General features: G+C 57.2%; 25 protein-coding genes. 17 read left to right on the top strand and 8 right to left on the bottom strand.

What is annotated here, in order from left to right; translation table 11 throughout:
- Window positions 1-17 precede the first annotated feature (17 nt).
- Window positions 18-356, top strand: coding sequence for a nitrogen regulatory protein P-II (gene glnB, locus INF68_RS09625; protein WP_003860685.1), 339 nt, complete (start codon window positions 18-20; stop codon window positions 354-356).
- A 79-nt stretch (window positions 357-435) separates the two neighbouring features.
- On the opposite strand, the gene hmpA is transcribed toward glnB, so the two are convergent.
- Window positions 436-1,626, bottom strand: coding sequence for an NO-inducible flavohemoprotein (gene hmpA / locus INF68_RS09620; RefSeq protein WP_045355303.1), 1,191 nt, complete (start codon window positions 1,624-1,626; stop codon window positions 436-438).
- Window positions 1,627-1,930: 304 nt separating this feature from the next.
- Between hmpA and glyA the strand changes: the two genes are divergently transcribed.
- On the top strand, window positions 1,931-3,184 hold the full coding sequence (gene glyA, locus INF68_RS09615; RefSeq protein ID WP_126787289.1) for a serine hydroxymethyltransferase: 1,254 nt from the start codon (window positions 1,931-1,933) through the stop codon (window positions 3,182-3,184).
- A gap of 54 nt (window positions 3,185-3,238) precedes the next feature.
- On the opposite strand, the gene INF68_RS09610 is transcribed toward glyA, so the two are convergent.
- Window positions 3,239-3,661, bottom strand: coding sequence for a DoxX family protein (locus tag INF68_RS09610; RefSeq protein WP_109845507.1), 423 nt, complete (start codon window positions 3,659-3,661; stop codon window positions 3,239-3,241).
- 149 nt (window positions 3,662-3,810) lie between these two features.
- On the opposite strand from INF68_RS09610, the gene INF68_RS09605 reads away from it, so the two are divergent.
- The gene (locus tag INF68_RS09605; RefSeq protein ID WP_126787288.1) at window positions 3,811-4,302 is read left to right on the top strand and encodes a DUF2569 domain-containing protein; all 492 of its coding nucleotides are present in this window, start codon (window positions 3,811-3,813) and stop codon (window positions 4,300-4,302) included.
- A 116-nt stretch (window positions 4,303-4,418) separates the two neighbouring features.
- Window positions 4,419-5,564 (top strand): 3-phenylpropionate MFS transporter, encoded by a 1,146-nt coding sequence (locus INF68_RS09600; protein ID WP_039263750.1) that lies wholly within the window; start codon window positions 4,419-4,421, stop codon window positions 5,562-5,564.
- Here INF68_RS09600 and csiE read toward each other — a convergent pair.
- Entirely contained in the window at window positions 5,559-6,836 is a 1,278-nt protein-coding gene (csiE, locus tag INF68_RS09595) for a stationary phase inducible protein CsiE (protein WP_023308831.1), read from the bottom strand. The two genes, INF68_RS09600 and csiE, sit on opposite strands and share 6 nt — an antisense overlap.
- Window positions 6,837-6,961: 125 nt before the next feature.
- Here csiE and INF68_RS09590 point away from each other — a divergent pair, with 125 nt between their 5' ends.
- Together INF68_RS09590 and INF68_RS09585 are read left to right on the top strand one after the other, a co-directional pair.
- Entirely contained in the window at window positions 6,962-7,600 is a 639-nt protein-coding gene (locus tag INF68_RS09590) for a DUF1007 family protein (RefSeq protein ID WP_045399603.1), read from the top strand.
- Window positions 7,591-8,571: a nickel/cobalt transporter gene (locus INF68_RS09585; protein ID WP_126787287.1), complete on the top strand. Its 981-nt coding sequence runs from the start codon at window positions 7,591-7,593 to the stop codon at window positions 8,569-8,571. The genes INF68_RS09590 and INF68_RS09585 overlap by 10 nt, the downstream gene beginning before the upstream one ends.
- A gap of 59 nt (window positions 8,572-8,630) precedes the next feature.
- On the opposite strand, the gene suhB is transcribed toward INF68_RS09585, so the two are convergent.
- Entirely contained in the window at window positions 8,631-9,434 is an 804-nt protein-coding gene (gene suhB / locus INF68_RS09580; RefSeq protein WP_023308828.1) for an inositol-1-monophosphatase, read from the bottom strand.
- Between the two features lie 131 nt (window positions 9,435-9,565).
- Between suhB and trmJ the strand changes: the two genes are divergently transcribed.
- From trmJ to sseB, 11 genes are all read left to right on the top strand, one after another.
- Complete coding sequence (trmJ, locus tag INF68_RS09575) at window positions 9,566-10,291, top strand: tRNA (cytosine(32)/uridine(32)-2'-O)-methyltransferase TrmJ (RefSeq protein WP_029741152.1); 726 nt, start codon at window positions 9,566-9,568, stop codon at window positions 10,289-10,291.
- 220 nt (window positions 10,292-10,511) lie between these two features.
- Window positions 10,512-11,003, top strand: coding sequence for a Fe-S cluster assembly transcriptional regulator IscR (gene iscR / locus INF68_RS09570; RefSeq protein WP_023308826.1), 492 nt, complete (start codon window positions 10,512-10,514; stop codon window positions 11,001-11,003).
- A 117-nt stretch (window positions 11,004-11,120) separates the two neighbouring features.
- Window positions 11,121-12,335, top strand: a complete 1,215-nt coding sequence (gene iscS, locus INF68_RS09565) for a cysteine desulfurase (RefSeq protein WP_008502157.1) — start codon at window positions 11,121-11,123, stop codon at window positions 12,333-12,335.
- Window positions 12,336-12,359: 24 nt separating this feature from the next.
- Window positions 12,360-12,746, top strand: a complete 387-nt coding sequence (gene iscU, locus INF68_RS09560) for a Fe-S cluster assembly scaffold IscU (protein ID WP_003860661.1) — start codon at window positions 12,360-12,362, stop codon at window positions 12,744-12,746.
- A gap of 13 nt (window positions 12,747-12,759) precedes the next feature.
- Window positions 12,760-13,083 carry an iron-sulfur cluster assembly protein IscA gene (gene iscA, locus INF68_RS09555; RefSeq protein WP_003860659.1) on the top strand — a complete coding sequence of 108 codons (324 nt, stop codon included), beginning with the start codon at window positions 12,760-12,762 and terminating at the stop codon, window positions 13,081-13,083.
- A gap of 79 nt (window positions 13,084-13,162) precedes the next feature.
- Window positions 13,163-13,678, top strand: a complete 516-nt coding sequence (gene hscB / locus INF68_RS09550; RefSeq protein WP_048976602.1) for a co-chaperone HscB — start codon at window positions 13,163-13,165, stop codon at window positions 13,676-13,678.
- Between the two features lie 14 nt (window positions 13,679-13,692).
- On the top strand, window positions 13,693-15,543 hold the full coding sequence (gene hscA / locus INF68_RS09545; protein WP_126787286.1) for a Fe-S protein assembly chaperone HscA: 1,851 nt from the start codon (window positions 13,693-13,695) through the stop codon (window positions 15,541-15,543).
- 1 nt (window position 15,544) lies between these two features.
- Complete coding sequence (gene fdx, locus INF68_RS09540; RefSeq protein ID WP_003860652.1) at window positions 15,545-15,880, top strand: ISC system 2Fe-2S type ferredoxin; 336 nt, start codon at window positions 15,545-15,547, stop codon at window positions 15,878-15,880.
- Window position 15,881: 1 nt separating this feature from the next.
- Entirely contained in the window at window positions 15,882-16,082 is a 201-nt protein-coding gene (gene iscX / locus INF68_RS09535; protein WP_003860650.1) for a Fe-S cluster assembly protein IscX, read from the top strand.
- A gap of 180 nt (window positions 16,083-16,262) precedes the next feature.
- Window positions 16,263-17,549 carry an aminopeptidase PepB gene (gene pepB, locus INF68_RS09530; RefSeq protein WP_023308823.1) on the top strand — a complete coding sequence of 429 codons (1,287 nt, stop codon included), beginning with the start codon at window positions 16,263-16,265 and terminating at the stop codon, window positions 17,547-17,549.
- Window positions 17,550-17,657: 108 nt separating this feature from the next.
- A complete protein-coding gene (gene sseB, locus INF68_RS09525; protein ID WP_126787285.1) occupies window positions 17,658-18,434 on the top strand; it encodes an enhanced serine sensitivity protein SseB in 777 nt (258 codons plus the stop codon).
- Window positions 18,435-18,451: 17 nt separating this feature from the next.
- Here sseB and INF68_RS09520 read toward each other — a convergent pair whose 3' ends face one another.
- The 4 genes from INF68_RS09520 to INF68_RS09505 all read right to left on the bottom strand — a co-directional run bounded on the left by INF68_RS09520 (window position 18,452) and on the right by INF68_RS09505 (window position 23,085).
- Window positions 18,452-19,222: a MurR/RpiR family transcriptional regulator gene (locus INF68_RS09520; protein ID WP_126787284.1), complete on the bottom strand. Its 771-nt coding sequence runs from the start codon at window positions 19,220-19,222 to the stop codon at window positions 18,452-18,454.
- Complete coding sequence (sseA, locus tag INF68_RS09515; RefSeq protein WP_126787283.1) at window positions 19,222-20,070, bottom strand: 3-mercaptopyruvate sulfurtransferase; 849 nt, start codon at window positions 20,068-20,070, stop codon at window positions 19,222-19,224. Before sseA ends, INF68_RS09520 begins: the two co-directional genes overlap by 1 nt.
- A 90-nt stretch (window positions 20,071-20,160) precedes the next feature.
- Window positions 20,161-21,528 carry a 6-phospho-alpha-glucosidase gene (locus INF68_RS09510; RefSeq protein WP_109845498.1) on the bottom strand — a complete coding sequence of 456 codons (1,368 nt, stop codon included), beginning with the start codon at window positions 21,526-21,528 and terminating at the stop codon, window positions 20,161-20,163.
- A gap of 12 nt (window positions 21,529-21,540) precedes the next feature.
- Window positions 21,541-23,085, bottom strand: a complete 1,545-nt coding sequence (locus INF68_RS09505; protein ID WP_126787282.1) for a PTS transporter subunit EIIC — start codon at window positions 23,083-23,085, stop codon at window positions 21,541-21,543.
- Between the last annotated feature and the right edge of the window lie 264 nt (window positions 23,086-23,349).

Genomic DNA, 23,349 nt, shown 5'->3' with positions numbered 1-23,349 from the left:
GAGTTTAAGGACCCACCATGAAAAAGATTGATGCGATTATTAAACCTTTCAAACTGGATGACGTGCGTGAAGCGCTGGCGGAAGTCGGCATCACCGGGATGACCGTGACGGAAGTGAAAGGTTTTGGTCGTCAGAAGGGCCACACCGAGCTTTACCGTGGCGCAGAGTACATGGTCGACTTTCTGCCGAAAGTAAAAATTGAAATCGTGGTCAGCGACGATATCGTTGATACCTGCGTGGATACCATTATCCGCACGGCGCAGACGGGCAAAATCGGCGATGGTAAAATCTTCGTCTTTGACGTGGCGCGCGTGATCCGTATCCGTACCGGCGAAGAAGACGACGCCGCGATTTAACAATGCCAATGGTTTTGTAGGCCGGGTAAGGTGCAACCACCCGGCGAAAAAAAAGCCCCTCGAACGAGGGGCTTTTTCATTACAGCACCTTATGGGGCCCGAAACATTCATAATGAATGTTGTCTTTGTTCACACCCAGCTCCACCAGCTGCTTCGCGGCATACTGCATAAACGTCACCGGCCCGCAGACGTAGAACTGCATGTCCGGCGCGCTAAACGCCCCTTCCATCAGGCTTAAATTCATCAGACCTTCGCTGTCAAATCGTGCGGCCGCGCGGTCTGCATCCGTCGGCAGACGATACCAGGTGTGCGCGGTGAAGCGCGGCAGGGACGCCCCGAGCGTTTTCACTTCATCAGCAAAGGCGTGCACGTCACCGTTTTCCGCAGCGTGGAACCAGTTGACCTGCGCACCGTGGTTGGCTTTCGCCAGCGTATCAAGCATCGCCAGCATTGGCGTTTGGCCGACGCCCGCAGAGATCAGCGTAACCGGGGTATTCGCTTCAACGGCCATGAAGAAATCGCCCGCCGGCGCGGCCAGATGAACCACGTCGCCCACGTTAGCTTCGCTGTGAAGCCAGTTGGATACCTGACCGCCGTCCTCACGCTTCACCGCAATGCGGTAGCCTTTGCCGTTTGGCTTGCGGGTAAGAGAATACTGGCGGATCTCCTGATGCGGGAAACCTTCAGGCTTCAGCCACACGCCCAGATACTGGCCCGGCTGGTAATCGGCAACCGGCTGTCCGTCCACTGGCTCAAATTCAAAGCTGGTAATCAGCGCGCTGCGCGGCGTTTTCTCAACGATGCGGAAGGCGCGCGTGCCTTCCCAGCCGCCGTTCTTGCTGGCATTTTCGCTGTAGATCTGCGCTTCGCGGTTGATAAACACGTTTGCCAGCACGCCGTAGGCTTTCCCCCACGCGTCCAGCACCTCCTGGCCCGGGCTGAACATCTCGTCCAGCGTTGCCAGCAGGTGGCCACCCACAATGTTGTACTGCTCGGGCTGGATCTGGAAGCTGGTGTGCTTCTGCGCGATTTTTTCCACCGCGGGCAGCAGTGCCGCCAGGTTTTCAATATTGCTGGCGTAGGCCGCGATGGCGTTGAAAAGCGCTTCGCGCTGATCGCCGTTACGCTGGTTGCTCATGTTGAAAATTTCCTTGAGCTCCGGGTTGTGCGTGAACATGCGATCGTAGAAATGGGCGGTGAGTTTAGGGCCGGTTTCCACCAGCAGGGGAATGGTGGCTTTAACGGTAGCGATGGTTTGAGCGTCGAGCATGAGCGCATCCTTCTGATGTGACTTTAATGATGTATTTTAAATGCATCTTATAAAAAATACCCCTGCGTTGTAAATGGTTCTTTGCAAGATGAAAAATATGCATCACAAACCTGAAAAGAAATCCGCTGGAAAGAGCGAGAGCTTTATTCCTCAAACCCTTGCGTGGCGGGTAGGAAAACGTTTGCGTAAAATCGTTTGTCAAGACCTGTTATCACAGAACTAATCAGTTATACTGTTGCCCGTCGTCCAACAGGACTGCCTTTTCAGGCCAAAATTTACTTGTTAGCTGAGTCAGGAGATGCGGATGTTAAAGCGTGAAATGAACATTGCCGATTATGATGCCGAACTGTGGCAGGCTATGGAGCAGGAAAAAGTACGTCAGGAAGAGCACATCGAACTGATCGCCTCCGAAAACTACACCAGCCCGCGCGTCATGCAGGCGCAGGGTTCTCAGCTGACTAACAAATATGCTGAAGGTTACCCGGGCAAACGCTACTACGGCGGCTGCGAGTACGTTGATATCGTTGAGCAGCTGGCTATCGACCGTGCGAAAGAACTCTTTGGCGCTGACTACGCAAACGTGCAGCCGCACTCTGGCTCTCAGGCTAACTTCGCGGTATACACCGCGCTGCTGCAGCCGGGCGATACCGTTCTGGGTATGAACCTGGCGCAGGGCGGCCACCTGACTCACGGCTCCCCGGTTAACTTCTCCGGCAAACTGTACAACATCATCCCTTACGGTATTGATGAGTCCGGTAAAATTGACTACGAAGACATGGCGAAGCAGGCTAAAGAGCACAAACCGAAGATGATCATCGGTGGCTTCTCTGCTTACTCCGGTATCGTTGACTGGGCAAAAATGCGCGAAATCGCGGACAGCATCGGTGCTTACCTGTTCGTCGACATGGCGCACGTTGCGGGCCTGATTGCCGCTGGCGTTTACCCGAACCCGGTTCCACACGCTCACGTTGTGACCACCACCACCCACAAAACCCTGGCGGGTCCACGCGGTGGCCTGATCCTGGCGAAAGGCGGTGACGAAGAGCTGTACAAAAAACTGAACTCCGCTGTATTCCCAAGCGCGCAGGGCGGCCCGCTGATGCACGTTATCGCGGCAAAAGCGGTCGCGCTGAAAGAAGCGATGGAGCCTGAGTTCAAGGTTTATCAGCAGCAGGTTGCTAAGAATGCCAAAGCGATGGTGGATGTGTTCCTGAACCGTGGCTACAAAGTGGTATCCGGCGGTACTGAAAACCACCTGTTCCTGCTGGATCTGGTTGATAAGAACCTGACCGGTAAAGAAGCTGACGCAGCCCTGGGCCGCGCCAACATCACCGTGAACAAAAACAGCGTGCCAAACGATCCGAAGAGCCCGTTCGTGACCTCCGGTATCCGTATCGGTTCTCCGGCCGTAACTCGCCGCGGCTTTAAAGAAGCGGAAGTGAAAGAATTGGCTGGCTGGATGTGTGACGTTCTGGACAACATCAATGACGAAGCGGTTATCGAGCGCGTCAAAGGTAAAGTTCTGGATATCTGCGCACGCTTCCCGGTTTACGCATAATTCCTCTGCCTGGCAGAAATAAAAAAGGCCGCGCTTGCGGCCTTTTTTTATGGCTTAACGCCGGTCGAGGGAAATGGCTCCAGGTCCGACAATCGCCAGCAAAATAAAGGCGCCAGCAATACTGACGTTCTTATAGAAGTTAATCATATTCGGCACGACCGCATCACCTGTCATATCCCAGTAGTGGTGCCCAATCACCGCGGTTCCGAGGGTATAGAATACAAACAGTACCGCGAGAGGACGGGTGAAAAAGCCCAGGACGATCAGGATAGCGGCAGGCACTTCCATTACCACCGCAATAATGGCCGCCAGCATGGGCATCGGCGCACCCAGCGAGGTCATATATTGCACGGTGCCGCTAAACCCCGTCAGTTTTGGATAACCAAAGATAATAAACAGCACGACAAGCGCGATGCGGCCAATCAGCAGCAGCAGGTGACGTGACTGACCGAAATCGAAATAACGTAGAGTGTTCATAGCTGGCTCATTTTTCAGGGGACCCAATCTAAAATTAATACACAAATCCATAGTCTTCCATTCAGTTTTTCTTCATAAATCAGGCGTTCGCGTGATGTTAAATTCAGACTTCGTGTAAAATTGTCTCTTTTCTTAGGCAAGGGAAATTTATGCAGTGCATATCATGTCAGCAAGAAGAGGCAAATAAAGAATCCGGGCTGTGTAATCATTGTGAGCGTGCAGATGAAAAGAAAATTAACGGGCTGCTTTATCTTCCGGCGGCGGGCCTGGTGATTAACCTCATCATGACGCCCATTGGAGCATGGAATTACTTTGCGGCGATGTTCCACTTTTTCCAGTCAGGGGGAATTAACCTGTTTGGTGCCGTGGGTATCGCGGTAATGATAATTGATGTGGCACTGACCGCGGCCGCAGGCTGGTATTTCTTTAAAAGAAAGTCGGGTATCCGTAAGATCATCATTCCCTACTATTTAATGGGCGTTGTCTTTATGCTCTATTTTGTGGGCATACCTGCCTGGCTCTTCGACGCAAGGCTGGATACGGCTGATATTCGCAATGCGCTTTCCTCCATTGTTGGCGCATCGATCTGGATCCCCTACTTCCTGGTTTCCAAACGCATTAATCAGGTCTTTGTACGCTAGACGTTTCGCAGGGCCGCCATGGCCCTGTAAAATGTGCGTGTTATTCACTTGTTAATAGTTGCTTGCGCAGGCTTTGATTTAACGCCAGACTATGGCCTCGATTTCGGGAGGGATTCATGGTCTTGCATTCCACGCGCTGGCTGGCGCTCAGTTATTTCACCTATTTCTTTAGCTACGGTATTTTTCTGCCTTTCTGGAGCGTCTGGCTCAAGGGTATCGGCCTGACTCCTGAGACCATCGGTGTCCTGCTGGGGGCCGGGCTGGTGGCGCGTTTCCTCGGCAGCCTGCTGATTGCCCCGCGCGTCAGCGATCCCTCCTTGCTGATCAAGGCCGTGCGTATTCTTGCTCTGCTGACGCTGGTCTTTGTTGCCTGCTTCTGGGTCAGCCACCAGTTTGCCTGGCTGATGGTGGTGATGGTCGGCTTTAACCTGTTCTTCTCACCGCTGGTGCCGCTAACGGATGCCCTGGCGAACACCTGGCAAAAGCAGATCACCATGGACTATGGCCGCGTGCGCCTGTGGGGCTCTATTGCCTTTGTGATTGGCTCTGCGCTGGTGGGTAAACTGGTCAGCCTTTACGATTACCGCGCCATTCTCGCCCTGCTGAGTATCGGTATTGCCTCAATGCTGCTGGGCATGCTGCTGCGTCCGTCGGTGATGCCGCAAGGGGAAAGCCGCCATCAGGAGAGCGCAGGCTGGCCCGCCTGGCGGAGCCTGGTGGCCCAGAGCTGGCGTTTTCTGGCGTGTGTCTGTCTGCTTCAGGGGGCGCATGCGGCGTACTATGGCTTCAGCGCCATCTACTGGCAGGGGGCGGGATATTCTGCTTCCGCAGTGGGCTATCTGTGGTCGCTGGGGGTAGTGGCCGAAGTCATTATTTTCGCCCTGAGCAAGAAGCTGTTCCGCCGCTTTGGCGCGCGAGACCTGCTGCTGCTTTCCGCCGTGTGCGGCGTGGCGCGCTGGGGGATTATGGGCTGGACGACCGATCTGCCATGGCTGATAGTGGCGCAAATCCTTCACTGCGGCACCTTTACCGTGTGCCATCTGGCGGCGATGCGCTATATCGCTGCGCGCGAGGGCGGAGACGTTATTCGCCTGCAGGCCGTCTATTCGGCGGTTGCAATGGGGGGCAGTATCGCGATCATGACGGTATTTGCGGGGTTCCTTTACCAGCATCTGGGGCATGGCGTCTTCTGGGTAATGGCGCTGGTCGCCTTACCCGCCATCGTTGTGCGCCCTAAAGTGGCCGCTCGCGCGCCGCTATGATTCCAGCATGGCGCGAATATGTTCTTGCTGCTGCGCGTTCAATGTCTCAACGGCATGTATCAGCGGCGGCGAGAACAGCGGCAGGACGGTAGGGTAGGGGGTGATAACCAGCGCGGCCTCGCGCGGTGCCCCCTCTTTCTGGAAAGCCTGCAGCGTCAGATAGCGAATGTTGAGCGGCAGCAGCGTCAGCTCGCGAAGCTGCTGTTCAATCAGGTCCTCGGTGGCTTTATCGTCTCCCGTCAGCAGGATCACCTGTTTTTCGTGCAGATCGGTCTCCTGCATCAGCCAGGCGCCGAAAATCACCGCGACAAGACTCATCTCTTCATCAGAAAAACGCAGCCCAAACTCCGCTTCCAGCTCAAACAGCGCTTCCTTTGTGGTGCGTAACAGCCGGGGATAGAGGCGATGGATCTCCTCCGGCAGGCTATTGTCGATGCCGATCTCAAACAGCGAGCGGTCCAGCGCCTGAGCAAGATGGATATACAGCTGATCGGTCAGCCCTTGCTCATCGCTGAAGTTCATCCCGGTCTGCGAGCGAAAACGGGCGACCATGCGCACGATGGCCCGACGCAAGCGCTGATCCTGCTGGTGTTTATCGAGCACCGGATCGGGCGTGCGGAGCATCATAAACAGCAGTGCCAGAAACAACTGTTCATCCCCGTGCGCACCCTGCGGCACGCGACGTCTCCAGTGACGCACGATCTCCTGGGCCGTAAAATACTCCCCTCTCGACTGGGTCCAGCTGCGCTGAACGTGAGAAAACTGTGGCGTATTCCCAAGCTGGTGCTGAATAAGACAGTATTGCAGATAGAGCTGTAAAAACTGGACGTCGCGGCATTCAAACTGGCGCTGCAGCTTGCGGGAGCAGAAGCCGATCAGCGCCCGCAGGTTCGCATCATCGTAAAGCGGCCGCGCAATGCCGTGTTGTTTAAGCGCGGTTTTTAATGCGGGGGTAAACTGGTGCGAGACAAACTGCGGGCAAAGCCGCAGCGCCCGGCGCAGCCAGTGCAGCAGGCATAAACGCTGATTCAGGGCTGTGCCTTCAATCCGGTAGCTGCCGTCGTGGTGCGTGACGATGTCCAGCCGGTGATAGCGCTGGATTTCATCGCGCGTCTCGGCTATATCTTGCCGTGCCATCGCGTCGTCCACCCCGTTGGCAGCAATTATGCTCTGTGCGGTGACGGCAGCATCGGGCAGGTAAAGCATCAAAAGCACCTGGCAGCGGCGCTGCGAACTGGAAAGCACAGATGGAATTTCAAGCGTCGTCATCATCTGTCGGGTATCCAGTGTGAATGTTTGATAAGAATAGCTAAAGGATGAGCGCTGAAAAGCGCGCCGGCAGGCCTTTCACTCAGGATTGCTGGGGAACATCACAGAATTTTTGACGTGAGGAATTGATGCAAACAGTTAAACAAAGTGCGATGGCGTTATTTTTGGCGGTTATCAGCTTCACCGCCAGCGCACATCCTCACAGTTTTATTGACCTCCAGACCGAGCTGGTTACCGACGGCACGCAGCTGAGCGGCCTGAAGATGCGCTGGACGATGGATGAAATCACCTCGGCCGATCTGCTCTATGATGCGGGAAACGCGAAGCCTGGCGATGAAATCTGGAAAAAGCTGGCGGCGGAAGTGATGGCTAACGTGCTCGGCCAGCACTACTTCACGGAATTCTGGCACAACGGGCAGAAGGTCAAATTTCTGAACCGGCCAACGGAATACGGTATGACGCGTGACGGGCATCAGGCGGTGCTGACGTTTGTGCTTCCGCTGGCACATCCGCAGCCGCTGGCGGGGCAAACGTACCGCTTTTCTACCTTTGATCCTACCTACTATGTCGACATGCGCTATGACAAAGACGGCGACGTACGGCTGCCGGACGCTCTGCAAAAAAACTGCAAAATTGGCGTGCACACCCCGAAACCCAGCGAAGAGACGCTGAACTTTGCGATCTCGCTTGATAAAGAAGATGCACCCCCTGAGGACATGGAGTTGGGTAAACAGTTCGCGCAGGAGGTGACGTTACAATGTCAGTGATCTCTTCTCCGGTTCGGAAACCGCGCCGCTGGCTGCACCTCTGGCCGCTGGCGCTCTTTCTCCTGCTAGCCGTTTGCGGTTCGCTCTGGCTATGGCAGGCCTGGCCGCAGGTGATGATGAAAAGTATTGTCTGGCAGCGTGAGGTCAACCAGCAGATGAGCGGCCTGCTGAAGGCGGTGGCGGAGAACCCGACCAAAGCGGGCGGATCCCTGCTGGCGTTCAGCTTTATCTATGGCGTTCTGCACGCGCTGGGGCCGGGGCACGGCAAAATAGTGATCGCGACCTGGCTCGCCACCCATCCGTCGAAGCTGAAATCGAGTATCGGGCTGACGCTGGCCTCCTCGCTGCTTCAGGGCAGCGTGGCGATTGCGCTCGTCGTTGTCGTGCTTTCGCTGTTGCAGCTTCCCGCGCGCCAGCTGCACATGAGCAGTTTCTGGCTGGAGAAGGGGAGCTACGCGCTGGTTGGCGTGCTGGGGGTGATCCTCTGCTGGCGGGCGCTGAAAAAGCTGCGCGTGCTGCTGCAAAAACCGAAATTCAAAACCTTTACGCCGCACCACGTTCATGATGACAACTGCGGCTGCGGGCATCAGCATTTGCCCACGCAGGAACAGTTGCAGAGCGGTGACGACTGGCGCGCGCGGCTGATGATTGTTCTCTCGATGGGCATGCGCCCGTGCTCGGGGGCCATCATGGTGCTGCTGTTCAGTAAGGTGATTGGCGTGTTTGGCTGGGGAATGCTCTCTGCGCTGGCGATGGCGGCAGGAACGTCTCTCACCATTTCGTCTTTAGCGCTGCTGGTTCACAGCTTCCGTCAGCTGGCGGTCAAACTGAGCGGCAATAAAACGCCGGTGCTGTGGCGGCAGGTAGGGTGGACAACGCTTGCGCTGGCGGGCGGAGTGATTCTGCTGGTGGCGGCAGTGACGATGTGGATGAGCGCGGTGCCGGTGGGAAGGGGATTGCGGCCTTTCTAGCGTACTGAGGGATTTTGTAGGCCCGGTAAGCGTAGCGCCACCGGGCTTAACTAACTGGATTAACGCTTCAGCGCATCGCTCAGTTCATCACGCATGTTGGCCAGCATGGCTTTAACAACGCGTGGGTTACCCGCAACGACGTTGCCGGTAGACATATAGTTATGGCCGCCGGTGAAATCACATACGATGGCGCCTGCTTCACGTGCGATCAGCTCGCCCGCAGCAAAGTCCCACGGCTTCAGAGACAGCTCGAAGTAACCGTCAACGCGGCCGGTCGCCACGTAGGCCAGATCCAGCGCGGCAGAACCGGTGCGGCGGAAGTCAGCGCATTCGGTAAACAGTTTGCCCAGGATATTCATATAGGTGGTCGCGTGCTGTTTCGCCTTGAACGGAAAACCGGTCGCCAGGATGGTGCCGTCCAGATCGCGTGCGTTGCTGCAGCGTAGACGGTAGCCGTTCAGCTGTGCGCCCTGACCGCGGGTAGCGGTGAACAGTTCATTACGCATTGGATCGTAAACAACGGCGACTTCAGTACGGCCTTTAATGCGTACTGCGATAGACACAGAGAAGTGTGGCAGGCGTTTAACAAAGTTGGTGGTGCCATCCAGTGGATCGATAACCCATTGAACATCCTGATCGGTACCTTCATGTTCACCGCTTTCTTCGGTGATGATGGTGTGCTGCGGGTAAGATTTGCGGATCGTTTCGATAATAATCGCTTCTGCGGCTTTATCGACGTTAGTCACGAAATCATTGCTGCCTTTCTGGCTGGTTTCTACGGAGTCTGGCGTTTCGTAGTGTTTGGCAATTACATTACCCGCCTTGCGCGCTGCGCGCACGGCGATGGTCAGCATCGGATGCATCGGTCTCTCTCACTGGATGTTAAAGAACAGGAAAATCGGCGCAGAGTATAGCAGTGGGATCGGATTATGTCTCCCGTTTATGATAATATGCCGGAATATTCTTCAGACGCTGAATTCAGACATTAAAAATTATGCTGCAAAACATTCGAATCGTGCTGGTCGAAACATCGCACACCGGCAACATGGGCTCCGTTGCCCGCGCTATGAAAACCATGGGTTTAACGAACCTGTGGCTGGTTAATCCGCTGGTGAAACCTGACTCGCAGGCTATCGCCCTGGCGGCCGGTGCCAGCGACGTGATCGGCAACGCCCAGATCGTCGATACCCTTGACGAAGCGCTGGCCGGCTGCAGCCTTGTTGTTGGCACCAGCGCACGTTCACGCACGCTGCCGTGGCCGATGCTGGACCCGCGCGAATGCGGCCTGAAAAGCGTCTCAGAAGCGGAGCAGGCGCCGGTTGCGCTGGTGTTTGGCCGCGAGCGCGTTGGCCTGACCAACGACGAGCTGCAGAAGTGTCATTATCACGTCGCCATTGCGGCAAACCCGGAGTACAGCTCGCTGAACCTGGCGATGGCGGTGCAGGTTATCGCCTATGAGGTGCGTATGGCGTGGCTGGCGACGCAGGAGAAACCGGTCGAACAGAAAGAAGAGACGGCCTACCCGCTGGTGGACGATCTTGAGCGCTTCTATGGTCATCTGGAGCAGACGCTGCTCTCAACCGGCTTTATTCGTGAAGGCCACCCGGGCCAGGTGATGAACAAGCTGCGCCGTATGTTTACCCGCGCTCGCCCGGAAAGCCAGGAGCTGAACATCCTGCGCGGGATTTTGGCGTCGATTGAGCAGAAGAATAAAGAGTAGTGCCGGTTTGTTTTCTCCCTCTCCCCGTGGGAGAGGGCCGGGGTCAGGGCATCAGGCCGCACCCAGGTAAAACGGCACGGAAGGTTAAATACCTGACTAAAACAGTCAAGTAAATAGTTGACCATTTTAGTCAGGAATGTCAGACTTGGCCCTGCTATGCAATACCCCCATTTTACAATAAAAAACCCCGGGCAGGGGCGAGTTTGAGGTTAAGTAAGACATGAGACTGACATCTAAAGGGCGTTATGCCGTGACCGCGATGCTGGACGTTGCGCTCAACTCCGAAGCGGGCCCGGTTCCGTTGGCTGATATTTCTGAACGACAAGGGATCTCCCTCTCTTACCTGGAACAGCTGTTCTCCAGACTGCGTAAAAATGGACTGGTTTCCAGCGTTCGTGGCCCAGGCGGCGGTTATCTGCTGGGTAAAGACGCGGGCAGTATTGCAGTTGGTGAAGTGATTAGCGCAGTTGACGAATCCGTTGACGCGACCCGTTGCCAGGGTAAAGGTGGCTGCCAGGGCGGCGATAAATGCCTGACCCACGCGCTGTGGCGCGATCTGAGCGACCGTCTCACCGGCTTCCTGAACAACATTACCCTGGGTGAACTGGTCAATAACCAGGAAGTTCTGGATGTCTCTGGTCGTCAGCACGGTCAGGATTCCCAACGCAGCACCCGCGCGCAGGACGCTATCGACGTCAAACTGCGCGCGTAATAAAACGATAAAGATTTCAGAATCAGGCCGGGGCGGTCACGCCCCGCGTACTCGGTCGTACATCCAGCCGGTTGCCTGATTCCTTGCATTGAAGCGATGTACGGAGTTTAAAGAGCAATGAAATTACCGATTTATCTCGATTACTCCGCAACCACGCCGGTGGACCCGCGTGTTGCCGAGAAAATGATGCAGTGTCTGACCCTGGACGGAAACTTTGGTAACCCAGCTTCCCGTTCACACCGTTTTGGCTGGCATGCTGAAGAGGCGGTTGATATCGCCCGTAATCAGATTGCCGACCTGGTGGGTGCCGACCCGCGTGAGATTGTATTCACCTCCGGTGCGACCGAATCCGACAACCTGGCGATCAAAGGTGCAGCCAACTTTTATCAGAAAAAAGGCAAGCACATCATCACCAGCAAAACCGAACACAAAGCCGTGCTGGATACCTGCCGCCAGCTGGAGCGTGAAGGGTACGAAGTGACTTACCTGGCGCCACAGAGCAACGGGATCATCGACCTGAAAGAGCTTGAAGCGGCCATGCGTGATGACACCATTCTGGTTTCCATCATGCACGTCAACAACGAAATCGGCGTCGTTCAGGACATCGCAACCATCGGCGAAATGTGCCGCGCGCGCGGTATCATCTATCACGTTGACGCGACCCAGAGCGTGGGCAAACTGCCTATCGATCTGAGCCAGCTGAAAGTGGACCTGATGTCCTTCTCCGGCCACAAAATTTATGGCCCGAAAGGGATCGGCGCGCTGTACGTTCGTCGTAAACCGCGTATCCGCATCGAAGCACAGATGCACGGCGGCGGTCACGAGCGCGGCATGCGTTCCGGCACTCTGCCTGTTCACCAGATCGTGGGCATGGGCGAAGCGTACCGCATTGCAAAAGAAGAGATGGAAACCGAGATGGCGCGCCTGCGCACGCTGCGTAACCGTCTGTGGGACGGCGTGAAAGATATGGAAGAAGTGTATCTGAACGGCGATCTCGAGCAGGGCGCACCGAACATCCTCAACGTCAGCTTCAACTATGTTGAAGGCGAATCGCTGATCATGGCGCTGAAAGACCTGGCCGTTTCTTCCGGTTCTGCCTGTACGTCTGCAAGCCTGGAGCCATCCTACGTGCTGCGCGCGCTGGGCATGACCGACGAGCTGGCACACAGCTCTATCCGTTTCTCTTTAGGTCGTTTCACTACCGAAGAAGAGATTGACTACACCATCAAGCTGGTTCGCAACTCCATCGGCCGTCTGCGCGACCTTTCTCCACTGTGGGAAATGTTCAAGCAGGGCGTGGATCTGAACAGCATTGAATGGTCACATCACTAATCGGTACATAAGGAGAATTCAATCATGGCATACAGCGAAAAAGTCATCGATCATTACGAGAACCCGCGCAACGTTGGCTCATTTGACAACAGCGACGAATCTGTCGGTAGCGGCATGGTTGGCGCACCGGCGTGTGGCGACGTGATGAAGTTGCAGATTAAAGTCAACAATGAAGGTATCATTGAAGACGCGCGCTTCAAGACCTACGGCTGCGGTTCTGCTATCGCGTCCAGCTCCCTGGTCACCGAATGGGTGAAGGGCAAGTCCCTGGACGAAGCACAGGCAATCAAGAACACCGATATTGCTGAAGAACTCGAACTGCCACCGGTGAAAATTCACTGTTCAATTCTGGCAGAAGACGCGATCAAAGCCGCCATTGCGGACTATAAAAGCAAACGTGAAGCAAAATAATTGAGGTTTGAGTATGTCGATTACCCTTAGCGACAGCGCTGCCGCGCGAGTAAGCTCTTTTCTGGCGAACCGTGGTAAAGGCTTTGGCCTGCGACTGGGCGTACGTACCTCCGGCTGTTCTGGTATGGCTTACGTACTGGAGTTTGTTGACGAGCCGGCGTCTGACGACACCGTGTTTGAAGACAAGGGCGTGAAGGTGGTGGTCGATGGCAAAAGCCTGCAATTCCTCAACGGCACTCAGCTGGACTTCGTTAAAGAAGGCCTGAACGAAGGGTTCAAATTCACGAACCCGAACGTCAAAGACGAGTGTGGTTGCGGCGAAAGCTTCCACGTTTAACCGCGCGTCATCCGAAACCCCACCGTGGCTTACCCGCTGCGCGTGGGGTTTGTTCTAACAGGCTACCCCTGAGATTGTTATGGATTACTTCACTCTCTTCGGACTACCCGCTCAATACCCGATTGATCTCCAGGCGCTGACGATCCGTTTTCAGGATCTTCAGCGTCAGTATCACCCGGATAAATTCGCCAGTGGTACTCAGGCAGAACAGCTGGCTGCGGTATCGCACTCTGCGACCATCAACCAGGCCTGGCAGACGCTGCGCCATCCGCTGGCGCGTGCAGAATATCTGCTCTCGCTCCACGGTTTCGATCTGGCGAGTGAACAGCATACCGTGCGCGACACCGCGTTTCTGATGGAACAGCTGGAGCTTCGCGAAGAGCTGGATGAGATTGAACAGGCCAAAGACGAAGCGCGTCTGGAAAGCTTCATCACGCGCGTGAAGGGCATGTTCGATACCCGCCATCAGCAGATGGTGGAGCAACTGAACAACGAGACCTGGGACGCGGCGGCAGACACTGTGCGCAAACTCCGTTTTCTCGATAAACTGCGAAGCAGTGCTGAACAACTCGAAGAAAAGCTGCTCGATTTTTAATTTCGGAAGCAATTATGGCCTTATTACAAATTAGTGAGCCTGGCTTAAGTGCCGCACCGCACCAGCGTCGTCTGGCGGTGGGTATCGATCTGGGCACCACCAATTCCCTCGTGGCGACCGTGCGCAGCGGCCAGGCGGAAACGCTGGCCGACGAGCAGGGCCGCCATCTGCTGCCTTCCGTGGTCCACTACCAGCAGCAGGGTCACTCGGTCGGCTATGACGCCCGCGCCAACGCCGCGCGCGATCCGGCCAACACCATCAGCTCCGTAAAGCGCATGATGGGCCGCTCGCTGGCCGATATTCAGACCCGCTATCCGCATCTGCCGTATCAGCTGCAGGCCAGTGAAAACGGCCTGCCGATGATTGCGACCGCGGCCGGTCTGCTGAACCCGATTCGCGTTTCCTCCGACATCCTCAAAGCGCTGGCCGCGCGCGCGACGGCGACGCTTGGCGGCGAACTGGACGGCGTAGTCATCACCGTTCCGGCCTATTTTGACGACGCACAGCGTCAGGGCACCAAAGACGCCGCGCGTCTGGCGGGCCTGCACGTGCTGCGCCTGCTGAACGAACCGACGGCGGCGGCGATTGCCTACGGCCTCGACTCCGGTCAGGAAGGGGTCATTGCGGTTTACGATCTCGGCGGCGGTACCTTTGATATCTCGATCCTGCGCTTAAGCCGCGGGGTATTTGAAGTGCTGGCGACCGGCGGGGATTCCGCACTGGGCGGCGATGACTTCGACCATCTGCTGGCGGATTACATTCGCGAGCAGGCGGGCATCAGCGATCGCAGCGATGCGCGCGTGCAGCGTGAACTGCTGGATGCGGCCATCGACGCTAAAATCGCCCTGAGCGATGCGCAGACGGTTACCGTAAACGTTGCGGGCTGGCAGGGTGAGATCGCCCGCGACCAGTTCAGCGATCTCATTGCCCCGCTGGTGAAACGCACCCTGCTGGCCTGCCGTCGCGCACTGAAAGATGCGGGCGTTGAGGCGAACGAGGTGCTGGAAGTGGTCATGGTGGGCGGTTCGACCCGCGTGCCGCTGGTGCGCGAGCGCGTGGGCGAATTCTTTGGCCGCACGCCGCTGACCTCCATCGATCCGGACAAAGTGGTTGCCGTGGGCGCCGCAATCCAGGCCGATATTCTGGTCGGCAACAAGCCGGACAGCGAAATGCTGCTGCTGGACGTCATCCCGCTGTCGCTCGGGTTAGAAACCATGGGCGGCCTGGTAGAGAAAGTGATCCCGCGTAACACCACTATTCCGGTGGCGCGCGCGCAGGAGTTCACGACCTTCAAAGACGGCCAGACCGCGATGTCTATCCACGTGATGCAGGGCGAACGCGAGCTGGTGCAGGACTGCCGCTCTCTGGCGCGCTTTGCGCTGCGCGGCATCCCGGCGCTGCCTGCGGGCGGGGCGCATATTCGCGTCACCTTCCAGGTGGACGCCGACGGCCTGCTGAGCGTCACGGCGATGGAAAAATCCACCGGCGTGGAATCGTCCATTCAGGTGAAGCCGTCCTACGGCCTGACCGATGGCGAAATCGCCTCCATGATTCAGGACTCAATGAGCTACGCCGAGCAGGATGTGAAGGCGCGTATGCTGGCTGAACAGAAAGTTGAAGCCGCCCGCGTGCTGGAGAGCCTGAACGGCGCGCTCGCTGCCGATGCCGCGCTGTTAAGCGCCGCTGAGCGCCAGGTGATTGACGACGCTGCCGCGCATTTAAGCGCAGTAGCAGAAGGTAATGACGCTGACGCAATAGAAGAAGCCATTAAAAACGTTGATAAACAAACCCAGGACTTTGCTGCTCGCCGCATGGACAAATCTGTCCGCGTCGCGCTGAAAGGCCAGTCCGTGGACGAGGTTTAATATGCCAAAGATTGTTATTTTGCCTCATGCGGACCTCTGTCCGGATGGCGCTGTTCTGGAAGCGAAGACCGGTGAAACCATTCTCGATGTTGCCCTGCGTGCAGGTATCGAAGTGGAACACGCCTGTGAAAAATCCTGTGCCTGCACCACCTGCCACTGCATCGTGCGTGAAGGTTTCGACTCTCTCGCCGAGAGCACCGAAGACGAAGACGACATGCTGGATAAAGCATGGGGTCTGGAGCCTGACAGCCGCCTGAGCTGCCAGGCCGCGGTGACCGATGAAGATCTGGTCGTGGAATTCCCACGCTACACCATCAACCACGCACGCGAGCATTGATATGGGACTTAAGTGGACAGACAGCCGTGAAATCGGCGAAGCGCTCTACGACGCAAACCCGGATCTCGATCCTAAGACCGTACGATTCACCGACATGCATCAGTGGATCTGCGATTTAGAGGATTTCGACGACGACCCAAACGCATCCAATGAAAAAATTCTGGAGGCGATTCTGTTAGTCTGGTTAGATGAAGCAGAATAATTTCCACGTCATGCTTCACGTTGCCGATGCGTTGGCTGCGCTTGTTCACCCCGGTCACAGAGTTATCTCTGCTCCCGGGGATTCACTCGCTTGCCGCCTTCCTGCAACGCGAATCATTTAGTGGAAAGAGACTCTATGGGCTGCCTTCAGGCGGCCCGTTTGCTAATAAGGATAAATAAAATGACCGAAGCGATGAAGATTACGCTCTCTACGCAGCCAGCCGATGCGCGCTGGGGCGAGAAAGCCACCTACAGCATCAACAACGACGGCATTACCCTGCACCTGACGGGCAACGATGATTTGGGCCTGATCCAGCGCGCCGCGCGTAAAATTGACGGCCTGGGCATTAAGCATGTGTCCCTGGAAGGCGAAGGCTGGGACACCGACCGCAGCTGGGCATTCTGGGCTGGCTACAAAGGGCCGAAAGGCACCCGCAAAATTGAGTGGGCAAACCTTGACGCTGCCGGTCAAAAAGAGCTGGAAAGCCGCCTGCAAATCATCGACTGGGTGCGTGACACCATCAACGCCCCGGCGGAAGAGCTTGGTCCTGAGCAGCTGGCGCAGCGCGCGGTTGACCTGCTGTGCGGCGTGGCGGGCGACAAGATGTCCTACCGCATTACCAAAGGTGAAGATCTGCGCGAGCAGAATTACATGGGCATCCACACCGTGGGTCGTGGTTCTGAGCGTCCTCCGGTCCTGCTGGCGCTGGATTACAACCCAACCGGCGATAAAGCGGCGCCGGTCTTTGCCTGCCTGGTGGGTAAAGGTATCACCTTCGATACCGGCGGCTACAGCCTGAAGCAGAGCGCGTTCATGGACTCCATGAAGTCCGACATGGGCGGCGCGGCAACTATCACCGGCGCGCTGGCGTTCGCCATCACCCGCGGTCTGAACAAGCGCGTGAAGCTGTATCTGTGCTGCGCGGACAACATGGTGAGCGGTAACGCCTTCAAGCTGGGCGACATTATTCGCTATCGCAACGGCAAAAACGTCGAAGTGATGAACACCGACGCCGAAGGCCGCCTGGTGCTGGCCGATGGCCTGATCGACGCGTCTGCCCAGAAGCCAGAGCTGATTATTGACATGGCGACCCTGACCGGCGCGGCAAAAACCGCCCTGGGCAACGACTACCACGCGCTGTTCAGCTTTGACGACAAGCTGGCCGCTCGCCTGCTGGCAAGCGCCGCTGCCGAAAACGAACCGTTCTGGCGTCTGCCGCTGGCCGAGTTCCACCGCAGCCAGCTGCCGTCCAACTTTGCCGAGCTGAACAACACGGCGAGCGCGGCGTACCCTGCGGGTGCAAGCACGGCGGCAGGCTTCCTGTCCCACTTCGTTGAGAATTATCACGAAGGCTGGCTGCACATCGACTGCTCGGCAACCTACCGTAAAGCGGCGGTTGAGCAGTGGTCCGCTGGCGCGACCGGTCTGGGCGTGCGTACCGTGGCGAACCTGCTGACGGCTGAGTAATCTTTATTGCCCTCACCCTAACCCTCTCCCAAGGGGAGAGGGCATGGTTTGCTCCCTCTCCCTTGAGGGAGGGCCGGGGTGAGGGGAAATGCATCATCTGGAATTGTTATGTCCGAAACCAAAAACGAATTAGAAACCCTGCTGGAGCAGGCGGCGACCGAGCCCGCCCACCGTCCGGCATTTTTCCGCATGCTGCTGGAATCCACCGTCTGGGTGCCGGGCACCGCGGCGGAAGGTGAGCAGGTTGTAGAAGACAGCGCGCTGGATCTGCTGCACTGGGAGAAAGACGACGGCACGTCGGTGATCCCGTTCTTTACCTCGCTGGAAGCCCTGCAGGAAGCGGTAGAAGACGAACAGGCGTTCGTGGTGATGCCGGTGCGTACCCTGTTCGAAATGACGCTGGGCCAGACGCTGTTCCTTAACGCGAAGCTGCCGACCGGGAAAGAGTTTACGCCGCGTGAAATCAGCCATCTGTTAGGTGAAGAGGGCAACCCGCTCAGCACCCAGGAAGTGCTGGAAGGGGGCGAAACGCTGCTGCTGTCTGAAGTGGCCGAGCCGCCCGCGCAGATGATTGATTCCCTGACGACGCTGTTCAAAACCCTGAAACCGGTTAGACGCGCGTTTCTCTGCTCCATTAAAGAGCGTGCGGACGAGCAGCCGGTGCTGCTGATTGGTATTGAGGCGGACGGCGATATCGACGACATCATTCAGGCGGCGGGAAGCGTGGCGACCGACACGCTGCCGGGCGACGAGCCGATTGATATCTGCCAGGTGAAGAACGGCGAGAAGGGCATCAGCCACTTTATTACCGAGCACATCACCCCGTTCTACGAGCGTCGCTGGGGCGGCTTCCTGCGCGATCTCAAAACCAACCGCATCATCTGATTACGGCGGGGTGAATATCACCCCGTTGCTTCCAGCAGCAGTAAATCCATCAGCAGCACCAGATTCGACTCAAACGACGTCACCCCCGCGGCTTCGGCGGCGAAGTGTACCGCTTCGTCATAGAGGGCAAAATGCACGTCCGCCATCCCCGCCAGCGTATTGGCCGAGGCGCGGGTAAACGCGACAATCGTCATACCGACGTTTTTGGCAATCCGCGCTTTATCCAGCACCTGCTCCGTTTCGCCGCTGCGCGAGACGGCAATAAACACCTGATAGCGTGAGGCGTTGCTGAGGAAAATATTCCGGCTGTCTCCCGGCCCGGAAATAAACGCCGTTTTGCCCAGCACCTGCAGCTTCTTGGTCAGGTACTCCGCAAACAGATAGGAAAACCCGGCCCCGTAGAGAAAGAAGCTTTCTTTCTGGCGCAGCAGGTCGGCAAACTGCTGGCGCTTCTCCTGCGTGACCCACTGGAAGGTGTGCTGATAGTTGGCGATAAACTGATTAAACAGCACCGGGAGTTCTGGAAGGGAGGGCGCCTGGGCGGCAATATGCGGCGTGTCGGAGAGCAGCTGCTTGCAGTGCCAGATAAACTCGCTGAAGCCGCTAAACCCCAGCTTCTGACACAGCCGCATGATGGTGGCGGTAGAAACAAACGTCGCCTGCGCCAGCTCGCGAACCGTGATGTTGCCCACCAGCTGCGGGTGCTCCGTGAGGTGGGCGAGGACGCGATACTCCGCGCGGGTCAGCGACGCCCCGCGCGTTAACAGCGTGACCAGGCGGTTATCCATTATTTCGCGGGTTCGACAGGCAGATCGTCCCGCGCACCCCATTCGCTCCAGGCACCGTCGTAAAGTGTGACGTCGTTTACGCCAAGCGTGGCGAGCGCCAGGATCACCACGCAGGCCGTTACGCCGGAGCCGCAGCTGGCAATAATCGGACGGTGTAAATCAACGCCGGCACGGTCAAAAATGGCGCGCAGTTCGTCGGTGGTTTTCAGCTCTCCCTCAAACACCAGATCGCCCCACGGCACGTTCAGCGCCCCCGGAATATGCCCCCGCTTCAGCCCTGGACGCGGTTCATCCGCTTCGGCATTGAAGCGCGGAGCAGGACGGGCATCGACGATTTGCGCCGTTTTTTCATGGCTCACGACCAGCACGTCGGTCAGGCGTTTTACCACGTGCGCGTCGAACGTGGCATCGAATTCGCCTTCCGGCAGCGTCACGTCGCCCTGCTGGAGCGGCAGCTCGTCGCGCTTCCAGCCCGCCAGCCCGCCCGCCAGAATAGAGACTTTTTCCACACCGAAGTTTTTCAGCATCCACCACGCGCGCGGTGCGGAGAAGAGGTTACCTTCATCATAAACAACGAGGTGTTTGTCTTTGCTGACGCCCAGCTCGCGCATCGCCACGGAAAACGCTTCCGGGCGCGGCAGCATGTGCGGCAGGGGAGAGTTGCAATCGGAGAGGGCTTCGATATCAAAAAATACCGCGCCAGGCAGATGTCCGGCACGGTATTCCGCGACCATATCGCGAAGGTGTTCCTGCCCGGCCGGGGCCATACGCGCGTCAATAATCTGAACTTCCGGATCGTCACCGTGCTCAATCAGCCAGTCGGCGGCGACAAAATATGAGGTGGACATGGGTTGCCTCCATTCTTTTCCGTAAAAAAGGATTGTCGGTGTTTTTTCTGACACCGACAAGCAAACCACGTTCAACTCGCGAGCAAGCCCCTATTTTTTCACCGGTTCGCCGTCCTGCCAGGCTTTTTGCAGCGCTGGCCAGTAGTCGCGGTTGGCCTCGATCATCTCATCCAGAATCGCTTTCGCGTGCTCCATGGTCGGCACGGTGCGGTTGAGGGTAAACGCCTGCAGGGCTTTCTCATAGCAGCCCTCGATGGTCGCCTCCACCAGCAGCTGTTCAGAAGCGAGCTGCTGTTGCAAAAGGGTCTGATGGAACAGCGGCACCTGACCGACGCGAATCGGTTCTGGCCCTTCGGAGGTGATATAAGCGGGCACTTCCACCACCGCATCGTAAGGCAGGTTGGTAATCGCGCCGCGGTTCTCCACCATCACCAGATGGCGGCTCCGCAGGTTAAAGGCCAGCGAGCAGGCAACATCGACGATAAACTCGCCGTGAACGCCCACGTGGAAGGCATCCGGCAGGATCCCGGTGCGCTTGTATTCTTCAGCTGCGGCGAACAGCTTTTTCTCGCGCCCGTCCATGACTTCATTGGCGCGGGTATAGTCCGGGTTCTGATGCTCCACAATCTGGTTCGGCATCAGGTAGTACTGCAGGTACGGGTTCGGCAGATACTCCGGGAAGTTGTCCATGATTGGCTTAATGTTGCGCCAGGTTTTTACCCACGAAGGATCCGAGTGCTGCGGGTCGGTTTTGGCCGCATCTTCCGTCAGCAGGCCAAACTTCGCGATATGTTTACGCAGCTCGGGAAGCTTGTCTTCGCCGTCCACCAGCACGCGGGTAAACCAGCCGAAGTGGTTCAGGCCGAAGTAGTCCACCTCCAGCCTGCGGCGATCGACACCCAGAATCGCCCCCATATTGCGCATCGCGGCCACCGGCATATCGCAGATGTTAAGAACCCGCGCGTCCGGACGCAGCCGGCGCACGCCCTCCGCGACGATCGCCGCCGGGTTGGAGTAGTTCACGATCCAGGCTTTTTCGTGCGCGTAGCGATCGACCAGATCGATAAGCTCCACCATTGGCAGGATCGTGCGCAGCCCGTACGCCAGGCCGCCGGGCCCGCACGTTTCCTGCCCGACCACGCCGTGGCGCAGCGGGATCTTCTCATCCTGCTCGCGCATCTTGTACTGGCCGACGCGCATCTGGGCGAAGACGAAATGCGCGTCGCTGAACGCCACTTCCGGGTCACTGGTAACGGTGAACTTGATGCTCTGGCTGTGGTCGCGAATGACCTTTTCGACGACGGGCGCAATGGTGTTCTGGCGCGCCTCGTCGATGTCATAAAGGCGGATTTCAGCCAGCGGGAAATCCTGCAGGCGCACCATCAGGCTTTTCACAATGCCCGGCGTGTAGGTGCTACCGCCGCCGGCAATCGACAGAATGAATGGGGGTATAAACATCTTTAGCTCCTTTCAGAGAAACGTCTCAACGGCTTCTCGCATTTTTTTGACGTGCAGCCCGTAGACCACCTGAACGTTGTTACCTTGTTTGATAATCCCTTTCGCGCCGGTCGCCTTGAGCCTCGGCTCGTCGATAATGGCGACGTCCTTCACCGTGACGCGTAAGCGGGTGTAGCAGTTGTCCACCACCTCGATGTTTTCCCTACCGCCCAGACCCGTCACGATGGATTCGCCCAGCCCGTCATTATTGCCCTTCGCCTGGTACTCCTGCTTGCTGTAGAGGCGCGTCTCCCGATCGTCATCCTCACGGCCCGGCGTTTTCATGTTGAAGCGCAGGATCAGGAAGCGGAACACCACGAAGTAGAGGGCAAACATGATCAGCCCGACCACGATGTACATCGGCCAGTTGGACTTCTCCGTGCCAAGCGGCAGGTTGTAGAGGATGAAGTCGATAATCCCGTTGGCGCCGATGGCGTGAACGCCCAGCAGCGAGAACAGCATCATGCCGATGCCGGTCAGCACCGCATGCATCACGAACAGCAGCGGAGCGACGAACAGGAAGGAGAACTCAATCGGCTCGGTTACGCCGACCAGCAGCGAGGTCAGCGCCGCCGGGATCAGAATGGCTTTCGCAATGGCTTTACGCTCCGGCTTTGCGGTCATATACATCGCCAGCGCGGCGGCTGGCAGGCCGAACATCTTGCTGATGCCGCGCGCGTCCCACACCACGGTGCTGCTGAGCTGCTTCACGTCCGGGCAGGCCATCTCGGCGAAGTAGATATTGCGCGCGCCCTGATAGGTTGCGCCGCACACTTCCTGCGTGCCGCCCAGCTCGGTATAGAGGAACGGGGTATAAACCAGATGATGCAGGCCGGTGGGGACCAGAATACGTTCCAGGAAACCGTAGATTGCCACGCCAAACGGCCCGGAGCCTTTGATGGCCAGCGCCAGGGCGCTAATGCCGTGCTGGGCAAACGGCCACAGTTCACTCATCACCACGCCGAGCAGCATGGAGACGGGAAGCATGACGATGGCGACAAAACAGTGGCCGGAGTAAATCGCCATTGCGCCATTAAACTGTACGCCGGAGTATTTGTTGTACAGATATCCGGAGAGCGCCCCGGTCAGGATCCCGGCAAAAACGCCCATCTCCAGCACCTGCACGCCCAGCACCATGGTCTGTCCGGCCGCTTTCATCTGGGCAACTGGCGCCAGCGCGCCCTGCAGCTGCAGCGTGACGTTCATGGCGTTGATGAACACGATAAAGGTGACCAGGCCAATCAGCGCGGCATAGCCTTTATCACGCGTCGCCAGACCAATCGGGATACCGACGGCAAACACCAGCGCCAGGTTAACCAGCACCGACACGGCAGATTTCGCGATAAGCTGACCAGTATGCTGAATCAGAGGATGTCCAAGAAACGGCAGGTACTCGGCGAGATTACCGTTACCCAGCACGTTACCAAAGGCGATAAACAGACCGACGATCGGTAAGATAAGTACCGGTCCGTACAATGATTTTCCGAAATTTTGTAGGGCGTTCACGGCTCGTTTCATGGCTTTCTCTCTTTTTGAACCGCGCACTCGGGGTGCGTCATGGTCATAAAACTAGCAGCCTTCAGGCGAGCTTAGCCAGCTATCTTCTTGTTTTAAAAACAAATGACTTGAAAGGTAACATGTGACGTTATGTGCTGTGATCGCGGTTCCATCACGGCGTAGCGACGTGATGCCATTCTGCGAGACGCTTTCCAGATTTTAAAATTGGCCTTTTTGAATTAATGAAACTTGCGGATAATACTTATCCGGACGACGACCAACAGG

Source organism: Enterobacter cloacae complex sp. P16RS2 (genome assembly GCF_014982155.1).
Classification (GTDB): domain Bacteria; phylum Pseudomonadota; class Gammaproteobacteria; order Enterobacterales; family Enterobacteriaceae; genus Enterobacter; species Enterobacter cloacae_M.
The sequence above is the reverse complement of the archived record's forward strand: the minus strand, read 5'-3'. Positions and strand labels throughout refer to the sequence as shown.